The organism is Blautia sp. AM23-13AC (assembly GCF_003435675.1).
Classification (GTDB): Bacteria; Bacillota; Clostridia; order Lachnospirales; family Lachnospiraceae; genus Fusicatenibacter; species Fusicatenibacter saccharivorans.
In genome coordinates this window covers 136,441-151,213 of the sequence record NZ_QTUL01000001.1, presented here as the reverse complement: position 1 = coordinate 151,213, position 14,773 = coordinate 136,441, and the positions used below count along the sequence as shown (strand labels likewise).

Below are 14,773 nucleotides of genomic sequence, written 5' to 3'. Positions count from 1 at the left end.
AAGTATTAACATAAAATGCGCGAAAATCCAAGTCGTGCTTTTGTTAAAATATTTCTAACAAGATTAGGAGGATATTATGTACAAGATTCAAGAAGCGGAAATGCTCGCGAATAATATCTACCGTATGGTAGTAGAAGCACCGCGAGTAGCACAGCACTGCCTCCCTGGACAGTTTGTTATTGTCAAGGCAGATGAAGAAGGAGAAAGAATTCCTCTGACCATTTGTGATTACGATAGAGAAGCAGGAACTATCACCATCGTATTCATGCCGATCGGAGAATCTACCAAAAAAATGAAAGATCTCAAAGCGGGAGATGCTTTCATGGATTTCGTAGGACCTCTGGGGCAGCCGTCCGAGTTCTGCAGCGAAGATATCGAAGAACTGAAGAAAAAACGGATCGTATTCGTAGCCGGCGGTGTTGGAACTGCACCGGTTTACCCGCAGTTAAAATGGCTGCATGAGCATGGAATCACTGCTGACGCCATTGTCGGAGCAAAGACAAAAGATCTCGTTATTCTCGAGAAAGAAATGTCTGCTGTCAGCAATCTGTACATAACCACAGACGATGGTTCTTACGTAAGAAAAGGTATGGGTACCGATGTACTCCGCGACCTTGTACAGAACCAGGGCAAACAGTATGATGTCTGTGTTGCCATCGGACCGATGATCATGATGAAATTCGTATGTCTTCTGACAAAAGAACTGAACATCCCGACCGTTGTAAGCATGAACCCGATCATGGTAGACGGAACCGGTATGTGCGGTGCCTGTCGTCTAATGGTAGGCAATGAAGTAAAATTTGCCTGCGTAGACGGACCGGAGTTTGACGGTCATCTGGTAGACTTCGACCTGGCTATGAAACGTCAGCAGATGTATAAGACAGAAGAGGGAAGAGCTCTCTTAAGATACCAGGAAGGCGCAACCCATCACGGTGGATGCGGCCAGTGCGGAGGTGACAAATAATGGCAAAGGGATTAAACAGAGTACCGGTACGTGAGCAGGAGCCGAAGGTACGTGCCACAAATTTTGACGAGGTATGTCTTGGATACAACAAAGACGAAGCAGTAGAAGAAGCACAGCGCTGCCTGGGCTGTAAAAATGCAAAATGTATCACAGGATGCCCGGTTAATATCAACATTCCGGCATTCATTGCACAGGTAAAAGAGGGAAACTTCGAGGAAGCATACAAAATTATCGGTGAGTCCAGTGCACTCCCGGCAGTCTGCGGCCGTGTATGTCCGCAGGAGAGCCAGTGCGAGGGCAAATGTGTCCGCGGAATCAAAGGCGACGCTGTTTCCATCGGCAAACTGGAGCGTTTCGTTGCTGACTGGGCAAAAGAAAACGGTATCAAACCGGTTCCGGCAGCAGAGAAAAACGGCCACAAGATCGCGGTTATCGGTTCCGGCCCTGCAGGTCTTACCTGCGCAGGAGACCTTGCAAAACTTGGCTACGATGTAACCATCTTCGAGGCACTTCACAAAGCCGGCGGTGTATTAAGTTACGGTATTCCGGAGTTCCGTCTTCCGAAAGACAAAGTAGTTGCCGCTGAAATCGAGAACGTAAAATCTCTCGGTGTTAAAATTGAGACCAACGTTATCATCGGAAAATCCGTTACCATCGACGAGCTGTTAAAAGACGAAGGATTTGAAGCAGTCTTCATCGGTTCCGGTGCAGGCCTTCCGATGTTCATGGGAATCCCGGGTGAGAACGCAAACGGCGTATTCTCCGCAAACGAGTTCCTGACCAGAAACAACCTGATGAAAGCATTCCGCGATGATTACGATACCCCGATCGCACACGGCAAGAAAGTTGCTGTAGTCGGCGGCGGCAACGTAGCTATGGACGCTGCAAGAACCGCACTTCGTCTCGGCGCAGAGGTACACGTTATTTACCGTCGTTCTGAGGCAGAGCTTCCGGCCCGTGCAGAGGAAGTTCATCATGCAAAAGAGGAAGGTATCATCTTCGACCTTCTGACCAACCCGGTAGAAATTCTGACCGACGACAAAGACTGGGTAACCGGTATCCGCTGCATCCGTATGGAACTTGGCGAGCCGGACGCTTCCGGAAGAAGAAGACCGGTTGAGATTCCAGGATCTGAGTTCGAAATTGAAGTAGACGAAGTTATCATGTCTCTTGGTACTTCCCCGAACCCGCTGATTTCTTCCACCACCTACGGTCTGGATGTCAACAGAAGAAAATGTATCGTAGCTGAGGAAGAAACCGGAAAGACCAGCAAAGAGGGCGTTTACGCCGGCGGTGACGCTGTAACAGGTGCAGCAACCGTTATCCTTGCTATGGGTGCCGGAAAAGCCGGAGCTAAAGGAATTGATGAGTATATCAAAAGCAAAAATGCATAAGGCATTGCTTTTCTAAACTAAAAGCCATATAGACGCGGACAAGAAGTGATCTATATGGCTTTTGGTGTTTTTGACAGATATCCGAAAGGGTTTTAAGATTACAGAATGAAAATTACAGTATTGACAGTAGGAAAAATCAAAGAAAAATATCTGCGGGATGCGATTGCCGAGTATTCGAAGCGCCTCAGCCGCTATGCAAAGCTGGAAATTATCGAGGTGGCGGATGAAAAGACACCGGACAACGCGAGTGAAACCGTAGAGACAAATATCAAAAACAAAGAAGCAGAGCGCCTTCTCAAATATATCCGGGATGACGCTTATCTGATTACATTGGAAATTAAGGGAAAACAGCTCACATCCGAGGAGCTGGCCCAGAAAATAGATACGCTCGGCGTGCAGGGAACGAGCCATATTATTTTTGTGATCGGTGGTTCCTTAGGGCTTGGCGAGGAAGTTCTGAAGCGTTCGAACTATGCGCTCAGTTTTTCGAAAATGACATTTCCGCATCAGTTGATGCGGGTTATTCTGCTGGAACAGATTTACCGGAGCTACCGCATTAACTGCGGGGAGCCATATCATAAATAGCTGCGAATAAGAGAGGTGTGATTGCGATGCGTGAAATGCGTTTAAAAAAGCGGGAGATTACAGATCCTGAAATTTTAAGAGAAATTCTGGAAAGCTGCGAGGTTGTGCGGATCGGGGCGATGGATGAGGAAGGCATGTTTATCGTGCCGATGAATTATGGATATGATGTCCGGGAAGAAGATGGAACTCTTCACGTCTGTCTGTACCTGCATGGGGCAAAAGAAGGGCGGAAGGCGGCTGCATTTGCAGCGGATCCGCGCGTGGCGGTGGAGATGGATTACAACCATGAAGTGATTACAGGTGACTATACGTGTGCGTATTCCTATGCGTACCGCAGTATCATGGGAAACGGAACCATCACGGAGGTGACAGATCCGGAGGTAAAGAAGAAAGGCCTGGAAAAAATCATGGCGCATATCGCACCGGAGGCGAAGATCGCTTTTCTGCCGGAGATGGTGGAGCGCGTTGCCGTATGGCGCATAGACATCGATACATTTACCGGCAAAGAGCGCAGACGAAAATAGAGTGTTCGAAGCTCCGCAGGCTGCAGACGGAAAAAGAAAGCAGAAAGGACAGCAGAAATGATTAAAATTGATCTGATTACAGGCTTCCTTGGCTCAGGGAAGACGACTTTTTTGAAACAGTACGCAAAGTATCTGATGGCACAGGGAAAGAACATCGGCATCCTGGAGAATGATTTTGGGGCAGTCAATGTGGATATGCTGCTTCTGCAGGAACTGCGCGGCGATCAGTGCGAGCTGGAGATGATTTCCGGCGGATGCGACAAAGAGACACACCGCAGACGATTCCGCACGAAACTGATCTCGATGGGCATGAGCGGCTACGACCGCATTCTCGTGGAACCGTCGGGGATTTACGATGTGGATGAGTTCTTTGACACGCTGTATGACGAGCCGCTGAACCGCTGGTATGAGGCGGGAAGCGTCATCACGATTCTGGATGCCGGGCTCGATGAGAAGCTGTCGGAGGAAGAAGAGTATCTGCTGGCTTCCGAGGCGGCGAACGCTGGTAAAATCGTGCTGAGCAAAGTACAGAATGTTTCGGAGGAAAAGAAAGAAGAAACGATTGCCCATCTGAACCGCACGCTCGAGCAGGCAGGCTGCAGAAGACAGTTTTCTGATGCAGAAATTTTACAGAAAAACTGGGATGATCTGACAGAGGATGATTTCAAAATGCTCTCCGAATGCAATTACCGTTCGGAGGATTACCGGAAGCTGGATTTCGGCGAGCAGCAGACATTTGATTCGCTTTGCTTTCTGGAGCCGAAGATTACGGAAGAAGCGCTGAAAAAGGCAGCAGAAGCAATCTTTGCGGATCCATCATGCGGCAATGTATTCCGGATCAAAGGAATTGTAAAGACGGGCGAAACTGTGTGGAGCGAAATCAATGCGACGCGGGAACAGATGACATTCCAGGCAGTGCCGGAGAGCCAGGAAGTGCTGATTGTAATCGGCGCGGGGCTTTCGAAAGAGCGGATTAGTGGAATTCTCGGAATTGAGTAAAAAATGGAGCATGACGGAAAGGGGTATTTTCCATCATGCTCCTGCTGGTTGGGCTAAATAGCAGTTACTGTGAAATGCACTGCCGTTCTGACAGTGTGGGGAACGGAATGATTTTGGAATTCCGTGCATCATCCGGTGTACAAAGAGCAGTCAACGGCTGCGGCTGATTTTCCATGGTCTGGAAGGAGAGAATGCCATCTTTCCATAAAACGACATCATCCGGTGAATGGACGGCAAAATAGCGGTGCAGCACATCGAAAAGAGAGGATGGAACTGCCGCAAGATCGTGCTCGGGATCGCTGGAATATAGAAAGATCCGGCTTCCCGGAAAACGACGGGAATGGATACCGGCAGAGGGAGCGGTAAAATCCGGGTTTTCGGTAAAATATAAGGATCTTTCTGCGGGTCCGGAAAACGGAATAGACAGCGTTGTGGAAACAACTGGCGCTTCTTCTGCAAGGGCTGGCTGCTTCTGAAATTTGCACAGGAATGGAATATTTTGAAAAAATGTATATTTCTTTCTCATAAGACTCACCTTTCAGCCGGAAAAGATCTGGCATTTGGCAGGGTGGATGTTATCGTTTACTTTAATTTTATCTTATCAGAAGTGCAGAAATAACAGGGTTAAACATTTGTAAAAAGCGTGTAAAACATCTTAAAGAGAAAGAAAAGAGAGGGGGAATCATATGGAACAGGAAGTAATGCAGGCCATTCGGGCAGAACTGGAAAGCAATATAGATGCAAAATACCGGGAATTTCACAGCTCTCTTGTTCCGGGACAGAACTGTCGGATTCTTGGTGTCCGCATTCCGGTTTCGCGACGGATTGCAAAAGCGACAGCAAGAGACCATTATGAAGTTTATACCGAACAGTTTAATCCGGAAGTCTACGAGGAGCTTCTGATCCGCGGAATGATGATCGGCTACGGAAAGCTGACCCGTGAAGAACAGACGGCAGAACTGGACCGCTTCGTGCCGATGATCAACAGCTGGGGAATCTGTGACAGCTCCTGTGCAACGTGCCATTTTATGAAGAAAGACCAGGAGTATTGGTATGGATATCTGCAGAAATGGCTGAAAAGCAGCCGGGAATATGAAATCCGGTTTGGTGTTGTGTGTCTGCTGGACTTTTTTATCAACGAAGCGTATATCGATGCTGTGCTGGAGGAGATGAAAAAGATTCATCACGATGGCTATTACGTAAAAATGGCCGTCGCCTGGGCAGTATCGATCTGTTATATTCATTTTCCGGAAAAAACACAGAAACTGCTGAAAGAAAACAGTCTCGATGACTGGACACATAACAAAACAATTCAGAAAATCAGAGAGTCGCTGCGGATCAGCAAAGAAGAAAAAGAGATGCTGAAAACCTGGAAGAGATAAAAAGAAAACCGTATCGCCGCGTTTCGAATATCGCAGCAATACGGTTTTCTTTCTCTTTTTTGAACTTATTCGTCCCATCCCTCAAAAAGCCGGATGTTGACGGCAATATTTCTTGCAATTTCACCTTCGCTTTTCCCGAGATCTGCCACATCCGATACCGGCGGAAAATCAGGTTCTTCTTCCGTCAGTTCCAGAGAGATCCAGTCATAGGCGGAGTGAATGGCATCTTCCAGCGCCTCGTCGAGGGTATCCCCTTTTGCATAGCAGCAGGCGAGATCTGGAAAATAACCTTCGTAGGTTCCCTGTTCGGTTTTATGAAAAACGGCTGGATAAGTAAATTTCATAGTGTTTCTTCCTTCTTCCTTTTCTTTTTCACGGAAATTCTTTTTTATCGTAGCACTTTTTCTCAAAAGATACAATGCCTAAAATACAATTGATCGTATTTGTAATCTATGCTAGAATGAAAAACAGATAATTGGAAAATACAAATGAAACCAAGGGAGGATTTCTCTTTGATAAAAGTAATTTTGTGGGACATCGATGGAACACTTCTGAATTTTAAGATGTCGGAACGATATGCAATTGAGTACTGTTTCAACAAGTTTCATATGGGAACCTGCACGGACGAAATGCTGCAGCGCTACAGCGTGATCAACCGCGGTTACTGGGAGCGGCTGGAGACGGGAGAGCTTACAAGAGAACAGGTGATGCTTGGACGATTCCATGAATTTTTTGAATCGGAAGGACTGCCGACGGATCAGGTAAAGGTATTCAATGATGAATATCAGATCCGCCTCGGCGATAAGGCTTTCTTCTGCGATCACGGAGATGAACTGGTAAAACAGCTGAAAGCTACCGTAAAACAGTATGCAGTAACAAATGGAACCACTGTTGCACAGGAGCGTAAACTCCGCTTTTCCGGGCTTGATCAGCTTCTGGACGGCGTTTTTATCTCGGAACAGGTCGGTGTGGACAAGCCGCAGAAGGCTTTTTTTGATGCGGTATGGAACGAAATCGGAAGTTATGCACCGGATGAGGTTGTGATCGTCGGCGACTCCCTCACAAGTGATATCCGCGGCGGAAAAAATGCAGGAATCCTGACCTGCTGGTACAACCCGGATCATCTTCCGAACAAAATTGAAGTTACACCGGACTGTACCATCGACAATCTTCAGGATATCCTTTCGTATCTGGATGAAAGCAGGTGATTTGCTAATGAGAACACGCGTATTACAGGAAAAAAATTATGCGGAGCGGATGCAGAATGGTGTGGAGCCTTACCTCGCCGCTCATGCAGAAGAATTTTACTGGGAAAGGGAGAGCGGTCATCCGATTCATGTTCTTCGTTACCGCGCATTCCGCCCGAGAGGTGTTGTTGTAATCTCACACGGTTTTACGGAAAATGCAGAGAAATATAAAGAGATCGTGTATTATTTTATCAAAGAGCATTTTCATGTTTATCTGCCGGAACACTGCGGCCACGGAAAGAGCTACCGTCTGGTGGATGATCCGTCGCTTGTTTATGTCGATTCCTACCATCGTTATGTAGAAGATCTGCTCTTTGTTGCACGAAAAGCAAAAGCAGAGGCATGCGGTCTTCCGCTCGTTCTCTATTCTCACTCGATGGGCGGCGGAATCGCAGCAGCAGCGGCCGCCAAAGCGCCGCATCTGTTCCGGAAAGTGGTCTTGAGTTCGCCGATGATCCGTCCGCTGACCGGAAAAGTGCCGTTCGCCGATGCAAAACGGATCGCAGCTTTTGCCTGTGCCACAGAACGAGGCACACAGTATGTGGTAGGACAGAAACCATACCAGGGAATCGAAAGTTTTAAACAAAGTTCGTCCCTCTCCCGTCCGCGCTTTCTCTATTACCAGCAGAAGCGGGAAAAAGAGCCGCTGTATCACCTAAATGCCGCTTCTTACGGATGGCTCCATGCCGCCGCACATCTGTACCGCGATCTGATGCGGAGCGGATGGAAACGGATCGAGGCTCCTGTCCTTTTATTTCAGGCGGAGAACGATCATCTTGTGTCCAACCGTGCCCAGGAGCGGATGATCCGGAAAATGGCAGAACGCCGTCCCGGCATGGCAAAAATGGTAAAAGTACCGGGCGCAAAGCATGAATTGTTTGGAACCAGAGGGCGCATGCTCCAGACGTACTGGAATATGGTATTTGCTTTTCTGGAAAAAGATCTGTAACAAAAGAGAAGGGATGACAAAATGACACAGACAGAAATCGAAGAATATATTACCCAGTTTCCTATCTATCAGTATGCATTTGTAAAACCGGAGGACATCGAATTCAATGACCGGGTCCGCCAGATCTGCAAAAAGGAGTGCTCCCGCTACGGAGCCTCCTGGTCCTGCCCGCCGGCGGTCGGCACTGTTGAAGTCTGTAAGGAGCGTTGCATGAACTACGATCACGTTCTGTTCTTCTCCAGCATCGCAGAAGTGGACAACATCATGGATATGGATGAGACATTAAAAACAAAATCGGAGCACGAAAAAATCACACGCGAAATCGAGCAGCATTTAAAAGACAAAACCCTGCTCACCTTCGCCCTTTCCTCCGATTCCTGCCAGCTCTGCGATAAATGTACCTACCCGAGAGGCGGCTGCCGCCATCTTGAACTGATGCATCCATGCATCGAGAGCCACGGCATCGTTGTTGCAAACCTGATTGAAAAAAACATGATGGATTATTACCTCGGCGAGCATATGGTCATATGGTTCAGCATGATTTTCTATAAAGAATCGTAATCTGTGATGTAATTTTCCATTCTTTTCAACGTATTTACAGTAGAGGATTTCGCTGTAAGAAATTCAGAAAATACACAAGAGGGGGAATGAAATATGCTGAGAAAGGCAGGAAATTTTCTCAGGTATCTGTTCGGTATTCTGATGATGCTGGCGGGAGCCGGTTACTGGAAAGAGGAGAAGGCATATGCATTGTCACTGCTGCTACTTGGAATCTTTTTGCTTCCGGTTACCTGGAATACGATAAAGAAACGGTTTCATGTGGCGAAAGCACTTCCTGTGCTGCTTCCTGTGTTGCTGCTGGTTTCCGCCTGTGCGCTGACACCTGTGACGTACAGCAGTAAGGAAACACAGAAGGCATCTGCAGAGTCTGTTTCCGTCAGCGTTACGGCAGCGCCGACGAAAAAAGCGACGCCGACCCCGACTGAAACATCAACACCAACGCCGACAGCAACACCGACCGAAACACCAACGCCGACCGCTACCCCGACTCCGACTGCTACCCCAACTCCAACGGCTGACCCGACCGAGACGCCGACACCTGAGCCAACCATAGAAGCTGCGGCGGAAGAAACCGTTGAAACGCAGGCAGTGGAAGAATCACAGCCGGCAGTGACTGCCGAAGAACCGCAGGTAACGGAAGATCCGCAGGAATCGGATCCGTATGGCGGACAGCTCGTGTGGATTTCAGAGACCGGATCGAAGTACCATAACAAAAATAACTGCGGCAGAATGAATCCGGATCGGGCATATCAGATGACGAGAGAAAATGCAGAAGCCCAGGGGTATGAACCCTGCAAAAAATGTTTTTAAAAAAGAGAAATGAAACCCCGTAGCCTGATCGGGCAGGAAACCCCAGCGGCTGCGGGGTATTTTTGTGCTTTTTTCTGCATAAAATAGCGATAGAACAAAAAGCAGACCCGCAAAGCGGAGGAGGTTTTGGATGCGAAAAAAGAAAAAGCAGAAAAAATCACTCCATCCGCCGGGCGGGGAGCTGCTTTCGGCGATGCAGGTTCCGTCAGATCTTGCTTTTGGCGAGCCGGTTGTGACGTTTTACGGCGGGAGAGAAGTGCAGATTGAAAATTACCGCAGGATTCTGGAATATAATGCGTGCCGCCTCTGTGTGCTTACACAATACGGCAGGCTGCTCCTTGTGGGAGAGGGAATCCGGATTGTTTCGTATTCCGGGGAGGAGATGCGGGTGGAAGGGAGAATCGATCAGGTGACGTTTCAATAAGTGTAATGATTCCAATCATTCCAATGCTGAAAAGGGGGTGTGCGTTTGCAGCGGGGAAAGGTTTTCTGGAAAGGCAATGTGCGGATTCGTGTGACGGGCCGTGAACCGGAGCGTTTTTTCAATCTGTGCGGGCACCATAACATCACACTGTGGGACGTGACAGAACACCAGGGCTGTTTTGAGATGAGCCTTCTGCCGGAAGATTTTTTCCGCCTCCTGCCGATCCGCCGCAAGAGCGGTGTGCGCATCCGAATACAGAAAAAACAGGGACTGCCTTTCTTTTACCGGCGAAGTTTAAAAAGAAAGGCATTTTTTATTGGTATTTTTCTCTGCCTGGCGGGACTTTACACGCTGTCGCAGTTCATCTGGAATATTCATGTGGAAGGAAATTACGCGAACAGTACGCAGACGATCTTAAACAGCCTTGACGCGGCCGGGATTCATCATGGAAGCTGGAAAAAACGTGTGGACTGCAGCCAGACCGCATCGTATCTGCGGGAGCAGTTTCCGAATCTGACCTGGGTGTCCGCAAAAATAGAAGGGACGCAGCTTGTCCTTGCGGTAAAAGAAAACGTAGACGGCTATGTGATCGAAGAAAAAGCAGATGATCCGCAGAATCTTGTGGCGAAAAAAGAAGGGACGGTCGTGCGTATTATCACACGGAACGGCATTCCGCAGGTGCTCCCCGGTGATACATGTCAAGCGGGAGACATTCTTGTAAAGGGCGAGATTCCGCTTGTGAATGACAGTGGGGAAACGTATGATTATTCTTATGTTCACGCAGACGCGGATATTGACCTTGAGACGACGTGGTACTATTATGATACCTTTCCGCTTTCCCATACGGTACGGACATATCAGAAAGCAGAGAAAAAAACGCCGGTATTTCAGATTTCTGCTTACCGATTTTTCCTTGGAAATCTGCTGCCGGAGAATTTTGTGGAGAGTTTGCGGAGCATGACCGGAACGGCGGATCAGAAAACAGAGAAAAGGGAAAATGGAGCAGACGAGGAAGTGTCCCTTCAGCAGCTTTATCTGACAGAAAACTTTGCCCTTCCGTTTTATTTCGGCTACCGTCAGAAATTTCCTTTTGAAGTTCAGAAAGAAACCTACTCAGAACACGAGGCAAAAGAAAAAGCCTCGCAGAATTATCAGAAATTCCACAGAAATTTATCAGAAAAAGGACTTCAAATATCGGAGAATCATGTTACAATAGAACTTAACGATACGTCATGTATCACAAAAGGGACACTTCGCGTGATAGAACGGGCCGTAGAAGCACAGCCCTGCGAAATGCAGAAGATGTCGGATGGAAAGGAAACAATGGTAGATGAACAGCAATAACAACATGATAGAACTGCAGATGGAACTGCCCATCGAACATGAAAAGAAAGTATTCGGCCAGTTTGATGAACACATCAAAATCCTGGAGAGATCCCTGGCGGTTACGCTGATCTCCCGGGACGGCGTTTTAAAAATTGTGGGCCCGGCATCGAATGCAGCGCGCGCAAAGGAATGTCTGACACAGCTTCTGGAGCTCTCACGCCGCGGAAATGATATCAACACACAGAACGTCAATTATGCAATCTCACTTGTTATGGAGGACAGCGGAAGCAGCCTTGCTGAAATCGACAGTGACTGCATCTGCCACACGGTCGCAGGCCGTCCGGTCAAACCGAAAACACTCGGTCAGAAAGCGTACGTGGATGCGATTCGGGAAAAGATGGTCGTCTTCGGCGTCGGCCCTGCCGGAACCGGAAAAACATACCTTGCAATGGCGATGGCGATCACCGCGTTCCGAAACGATGAAGTAGGACGTATTATCCTGACGCGTCCGGCGATTGAGGCGGGTGAAAAACTCGGTTTCCTGCCTGGCGACCTGCAGAGTAAAATTGACCCGTATCTGCGGCCGCTCTACGACGCGCTGTATCAGATCATGGGAGCAGAGAGCTTCCAGAAAAACATGGAAAAAGGCCTGATTGAGGTTGCACCGCTCGCGTACATGCGAGGCCGTACGCTCGACAATGCGTTTATTATCCTTGATGAGGCACAGAATACGACACCGGCGCAGATGAAGATGTTCCTGACCCGTATCGGTTTCGGTTCCAAAGTCATTGTAACCGGAGATGCCTCTCAGAAGGACCTTCCTTCCGGTACACGCTCCGGCCTTGATGTGGCAATGCAGGTACTGAAAAAAGTAGACGGAATTTCCTTCTGCGAGCTGACGAGCAAGGACGTTGTCCGTCATCCGCTGGTGCAGAAGATTGTACAGGCTTACGATGAATATGAAAAGAAAGCAAAGCCGGAAAATCACAGCGGCAGAGCAAAAAGTACGACGAGAAAACGGAGGGAAAATAAATGACACTGACGTTTGAAAATGAACAGGATTTTGACCTTGGATTTGATCCGGAAGAGGTTGCAGCAGCGGTAATCAATGGTGTGCTGGATCAGGAAGCGTGCCCGTATGAGGCAGAAGTAGAACTGATTCTGACCGATCCGGAAAATATCCGCACCATGAACCGGGAACACAGAAACATTGACCGGGAGACAGACGTGCTTTCTTTCCCGATGGTAGATTATCCTTCTCCGGCTTCGTTCGATTTTCTGGAGACGGAAGAGGGAGATGACTGTTTTAACCCGGACAGCGGTGAGCTGATGCTGGGTGATATCGTAATTTCTGTTGCGCGCGCAAGAGCGCAGGCGGAGGAATACGGTCATTCTTTAAGACGCGAATTTGCTTTTCTTGTTGCACACAGTATGCTGCATCTTCTGGGTTATGATCATATGACACCGGAGGAAGCAGCCGTGATGGAGGCAAAGCAGGAAGAGGTGCTGCAGCGTCTCGGTATCACAAGAGACTGATTGAGAGCAGAAAAGGAGGGGTCTTTATCAAAAAGAGAGGGTTTTACACATTGGGGATTGCTCTGCTGGGAAGCATGATGCTGTTCGGATGCCGGAAAATTGGGGAAACGGCACCGGAAACTGCATCGGCAGGAACTTCTTATGTCTCAGAAGAGACAGCAGGGGAAAGCAAGACAGAAACGAAAGCTACGGAACCACCGGCCCCGACCGAAGATCCGGCACCGGAGCCGCTGGTTCCGGAAGCGATTGAGCCGACACCCGCGGAGGATGCGCTGCCGGAAGGTATGGTGAAAAGTTATCTGACAGGAGAACCTGTCGCCGAAGTACAGGGAAGAAGGCGCCCGGTGGCGGTTATGCTGAGTAATATCATCAGCGCCTGCCCGCAGAGCGGTATCAGCCGTGCGGGAGTGATCTATGAAGCGCCGGTCGAAGGCGGCATTACGCGCCTGATGGGGCTGTTTGAAAACTATGATGATCTCGAAAAGATCGGATCGGTGCGGAGTTGCCGCGAATATTATGTGTATCTGGCAGCGGGATTTGACGCTCTGTATTACCACTATGGACAGGCGGCGTATGCGATTCCGCTGCTCGAATCGGATCACATAGACAATGTGAACGGCATGGAGTATTCGGAACAGGTGTATTACCGGACGTCGGATCGTCCGTCGCCGCACAATGCGTATTTGGATGCGGCCGGGATTGCAGCGGGAATCGATCTCTGCGGCTACCGGACATCTTACAAAGACGGTTATGACGGATTTTTCCAGTTTGCATCCGAGACAGAACCGGAAACGCTGGAACAGGGACGAAATGCCGCCTATGTGGCACCGGGCGGATATTTCCACAACAATCCGTGGTTTTCGTACGATGAGGCGAGCGGCACGTATTTGCGTTATCAGTTCGGGGAACCGCAGATCGATGAGATGACACAGGAACAGCTTGCGGTGAAGAACATTATCGTGCAGTACTGTTCCTGGAAAAAGTATGATGACAATGCGGAATATCTCGATATCGATGTGGTAAACGGCGGAACGGGAACGTATATCACAAGCGGAAAGGCCATCGACGTGACATGGAGCAAGGATGATCCGTGGGGCGTCACAAAATACCGGGATGGGAATGGCGATGAGATTAAGTTGAATCCTGGAAAAACATGGGTTCTGATTGTACTGGATAATTATACAGACGAGACTGAAATCCGGTGATTGAAAACCGGATTTCAGATTTTTCGCGGATCTGCTGGACAGATACCGTGTTTTGCGGTAAGATAAAGAGAAAATTCCGGTAATTTAAAGGAGCGAAATACAGAAAATGGAAATTAATATACAGAGAATTAACGAACTTGCCCGCAAGGCGAAAGCAGAGGGGCTGACACCGGCGGAGAAAGAAGAGCAGCAGAAGCTGCGGAGAGAATATATTGCAGCCGTGAAAATGAACCTCCGTACCCAGCTCGACAATATTGATATGCAGGAGAAAGACGGAACAATCGTAAATCTGGGGGAGCGCTATGGAAGCAAAAGGAAACATTAGAAAAGAAGTTTTTGCCCGAAGAAGAGCAGCCACACAGGAAGAAATTCAGGAAAAGAGCCGTATGATTTATGAAAAAATCACGGCTCTGCCGGAGTTTCTGGATGCGGACTGCTTTTTTGCGTATATGGACTTCAAAAAAGAAGTCATGACACGGGATCTGATCGAGAAGGCCCTGCAAATGGGAAAGACGGTCGCTGTGCCGCGCGTGGAAGACGATGATATGGTTTATTATGAGATCAAAGATTTCTCCACGCTGAAATCCGGCTATTTTGGCATTATGGAGCCGGACGGCGGAAAGGTCTGCACGCGGGAAGAGGGCTTTCTGCTGGTACCCGGTGTGGCCTTTGATCCGGCGCGCCACAGAGTCGGATATGGAAAAGGATTTTATGACCGCTTTCTTGCCGCACATCCAGGGTTTACAACGGTTGCAGCGGCGTTTGAGTTTCAGCTGTTTGATGCGGTGCCGTTTGAAGAGACGGATGTTCTGCCGCAGATGCTGGTGACAGAGCAGAAGATTTACCGTTAGCAGCCAATCACGATAA

Annotated in this window: 19 protein-coding genes; 17 read left to right on the top strand and 2 right to left on the bottom strand. The window is 48.6% G+C overall.

The features are described from left to right. The first annotated feature begins 76 nt into the window (after nt 1-76). The 5 genes from DW642_RS00695 (at nt 77) to DW642_RS00675 (ending at nt 4,466) form a co-directional block, all read left to right on the top strand. The gene (locus DW642_RS00695) at nt 77-964 is read left to right on the top strand and encodes a sulfide/dihydroorotate dehydrogenase-like FAD/NAD-binding protein (protein WP_055217977.1); all 888 of its coding nucleotides are present in this window, start codon (nt 77-79) and stop codon (nt 962-964) included. Continuing rightward, nucleotides 964-2,358, top strand: coding sequence for an NADPH-dependent glutamate synthase (gene gltA, locus DW642_RS00690; protein WP_022462566.1), 1,395 nt, complete (start codon nt 964-966; stop codon nt 2,356-2,358). Before DW642_RS00695 ends, gltA begins: the two co-directional genes overlap by 1 nt. Before the next feature lie 105 nt (nt 2,359-2,463). Further along, nucleotides 2,464-2,943 carry a 23S rRNA (pseudouridine(1915)-N(3))-methyltransferase RlmH gene (rlmH, locus tag DW642_RS00685; protein WP_117508974.1) on the top strand — a complete coding sequence of 160 codons (480 nt, stop codon included), beginning with the start codon at nt 2,464-2,466 and terminating at the stop codon, nt 2,941-2,943. Nucleotides 2,944-2,969: 26 nt separating this feature from the next. Then, nucleotides 2,970-3,467: a pyridoxamine 5'-phosphate oxidase family protein gene (locus tag DW642_RS00680; RefSeq protein WP_022462564.1), complete on the top strand. Its 498-nt coding sequence runs from the start codon at nt 2,970-2,972 to the stop codon at nt 3,465-3,467. A gap of 57 nt (nt 3,468-3,524) precedes the next feature. Further along, a complete protein-coding gene (locus tag DW642_RS00675; protein WP_022462563.1) occupies nt 3,525-4,466 on the top strand; it encodes a GTP-binding protein in 942 nt (313 codons plus the stop codon). 64 nt (nt 4,467-4,530) lie between these two features. On the opposite strand, the gene DW642_RS00670 is transcribed toward DW642_RS00675, so the two are convergent. Further along, on the bottom strand, nt 4,531-4,992 hold the full coding sequence (locus DW642_RS00670) for a hypothetical protein (protein WP_117508973.1): 462 nt from the start codon (nt 4,990-4,992) through the stop codon (nt 4,531-4,533). Nucleotides 4,993-5,152: 160 nt separating this feature from the next. Here DW642_RS00670 and DW642_RS00665 point away from each other — a divergent pair, with 160 nt between their 5' ends. After that, nucleotides 5,153-5,848, top strand: a complete 696-nt coding sequence (locus DW642_RS00665; RefSeq protein ID WP_022462562.1) for a DNA alkylation repair protein — start codon at nt 5,153-5,155, stop codon at nt 5,846-5,848. 65 nt (nt 5,849-5,913) lie between these two features. On the opposite strand, the gene DW642_RS00660 is transcribed toward DW642_RS00665, so the two are convergent. Then, the gene (locus tag DW642_RS00660; RefSeq protein ID WP_055228190.1) at nt 5,914-6,192 is read right to left on the bottom strand and encodes a type II toxin-antitoxin system HicB family antitoxin; all 279 of its coding nucleotides are present in this window, start codon (nt 6,190-6,192) and stop codon (nt 5,914-5,916) included. Nucleotides 6,193-6,360: 168 nt separating this feature from the next. Here DW642_RS00660 and DW642_RS00655 point away from each other — a divergent pair, with 168 nt between their 5' ends. The 11 genes from DW642_RS00655 (at nt 6,361) to DW642_RS00605 (ending at nt 14,757) form a co-directional block, all read left to right on the top strand. Then, nucleotides 6,361-7,056, top strand: coding sequence for a YjjG family noncanonical pyrimidine nucleotidase (locus DW642_RS00655; RefSeq protein ID WP_055217965.1), 696 nt, complete (start codon nt 6,361-6,363; stop codon nt 7,054-7,056). A gap of 7 nt (nt 7,057-7,063) precedes the next feature. After that, nucleotides 7,064-8,044, top strand: coding sequence for an alpha/beta fold hydrolase (locus DW642_RS00650; RefSeq protein ID WP_055267855.1), 981 nt, complete (start codon nt 7,064-7,066; stop codon nt 8,042-8,044). Between the two features lie 21 nt (nt 8,045-8,065). After that, nucleotides 8,066-8,605, top strand: coding sequence for a DUF2284 domain-containing protein (locus DW642_RS00645; RefSeq protein WP_055217961.1), 540 nt, complete (start codon nt 8,066-8,068; stop codon nt 8,603-8,605). A 93-nt stretch (nt 8,606-8,698) separates the two neighbouring features. After that, nucleotides 8,699-9,415 (top strand): hypothetical protein, encoded by a 717-nt coding sequence (locus tag DW642_RS15940; RefSeq protein ID WP_199596427.1) that lies wholly within the window; start codon nt 8,699-8,701, stop codon nt 9,413-9,415. Nucleotides 9,416-9,545: 130 nt separating this feature from the next. Next, nucleotides 9,546-9,839 carry a YabP/YqfC family sporulation protein gene (locus DW642_RS00635; protein ID WP_022462556.1) on the top strand — a complete coding sequence of 98 codons (294 nt, stop codon included), beginning with the start codon at nt 9,546-9,548 and terminating at the stop codon, nt 9,837-9,839. A gap of 45 nt (nt 9,840-9,884) precedes the next feature. After that, nucleotides 9,885-11,183, top strand: coding sequence for a sporulation protein YqfD (locus tag DW642_RS00630; RefSeq protein ID WP_158554949.1), 1,299 nt, complete (start codon nt 9,885-9,887; stop codon nt 11,181-11,183). Beyond that, complete coding sequence (locus tag DW642_RS00625) at nt 11,170-12,201, top strand: PhoH family protein (protein WP_117508970.1); 1,032 nt, start codon at nt 11,170-11,172, stop codon at nt 12,199-12,201. Before DW642_RS00630 ends, DW642_RS00625 begins: the two co-directional genes overlap by 14 nt. Then, complete coding sequence (gene ybeY / locus DW642_RS00620; protein ID WP_055228185.1) at nt 12,198-12,701, top strand: rRNA maturation RNase YbeY; 504 nt, start codon at nt 12,198-12,200, stop codon at nt 12,699-12,701. The genes DW642_RS00625 and ybeY overlap by 4 nt, the downstream gene beginning before the upstream one ends. 50 nt (nt 12,702-12,751) lie before the next feature. Beyond that, on the top strand, nt 12,752-13,906 hold the full coding sequence (locus tag DW642_RS00615) for a DUF3048 domain-containing protein (RefSeq protein WP_055217951.1): 1,155 nt from the start codon (nt 12,752-12,754) through the stop codon (nt 13,904-13,906). A gap of 106 nt (nt 13,907-14,012) precedes the next feature. Further along, nucleotides 14,013-14,231 (top strand): DUF896 domain-containing protein, encoded by a 219-nt coding sequence (locus tag DW642_RS16100; RefSeq protein ID WP_022462552.1) that lies wholly within the window; start codon nt 14,013-14,015, stop codon nt 14,229-14,231. Then, a complete protein-coding gene (locus DW642_RS00605; RefSeq protein ID WP_117508969.1) occupies nt 14,209-14,757 on the top strand; it encodes a 5-formyltetrahydrofolate cyclo-ligase in 549 nt (182 codons plus the stop codon). Before DW642_RS16100 ends, DW642_RS00605 begins: the two co-directional genes overlap by 23 nt. The last annotated feature ends 16 nt before the right edge of the window (nt 14,758-14,773 follow it).

Excerpts from the sequence above, each read along its gene's own strand:
- DW642_RS00695 (WP_055217977.1), top strand. The coding sequence starts at position 77 with ATGTACAAGATTCAAGAAGCGGAAATGCTCGCGAATAATATCTACCGT.
- gltA (WP_022462566.1), top strand. The coding sequence starts at position 964 with ATGGCAAAGGGATTAAACAGAGTACCGGTACGTGAGCAGGAGCCGAAG.
- rlmH (WP_117508974.1), top strand. The coding sequence starts at position 2,464 with ATGAAAATTACAGTATTGACAGTAGGAAAAATCAAAGAAAAATATCTG.
- DW642_RS00680 (WP_022462564.1), top strand. The coding sequence starts at position 2,970 with ATGCGTGAAATGCGTTTAAAAAAGCGGGAGATTACAGATCCTGAAATT.
- DW642_RS00675 (WP_022462563.1), top strand. The coding sequence starts at position 3,525 with ATGATTAAAATTGATCTGATTACAGGCTTCCTTGGCTCAGGGAAGACG.
- DW642_RS00670 (WP_117508973.1), bottom strand. The coding sequence starts at position 4,992 with ATGAGAAAGAAATATACATTTTTTCAAAATATTCCATTCCTGTGCAAA.
- DW642_RS00665 (WP_022462562.1), top strand. The coding sequence starts at position 5,153 with ATGGAACAGGAAGTAATGCAGGCCATTCGGGCAGAACTGGAAAGCAAT.
- DW642_RS00660 (WP_055228190.1), bottom strand. The coding sequence starts at position 6,192 with ATGAAATTTACTTATCCAGCCGTTTTTCATAAAACCGAACAGGGAACC.
- DW642_RS00650 (WP_055267855.1), top strand. The coding sequence starts at position 7,064 with ATGAGAACACGCGTATTACAGGAAAAAAATTATGCGGAGCGGATGCAG.
- DW642_RS00645 (WP_055217961.1), top strand. The coding sequence starts at position 8,066 with ATGACACAGACAGAAATCGAAGAATATATTACCCAGTTTCCTATCTAT.
- DW642_RS15940 (WP_199596427.1), top strand. The coding sequence starts at position 8,699 with ATGCTGAGAAAGGCAGGAAATTTTCTCAGGTATCTGTTCGGTATTCTG.
- DW642_RS00635 (WP_022462556.1), top strand. The coding sequence starts at position 9,546 with ATGCGAAAAAAGAAAAAGCAGAAAAAATCACTCCATCCGCCGGGCGGG.
- DW642_RS00625 (WP_117508970.1), top strand. The coding sequence starts at position 11,170 with ATGAACAGCAATAACAACATGATAGAACTGCAGATGGAACTGCCCATC.
- ybeY (WP_055228185.1), top strand. The coding sequence starts at position 12,198 with ATGACACTGACGTTTGAAAATGAACAGGATTTTGACCTTGGATTTGAT.
- DW642_RS16100 (WP_022462552.1), top strand. The coding sequence starts at position 14,013 with ATGGAAATTAATATACAGAGAATTAACGAACTTGCCCGCAAGGCGAAA.
- DW642_RS00605 (WP_117508969.1), top strand. The coding sequence starts at position 14,209 with ATGGAAGCAAAAGGAAACATTAGAAAAGAAGTTTTTGCCCGAAGAAGA.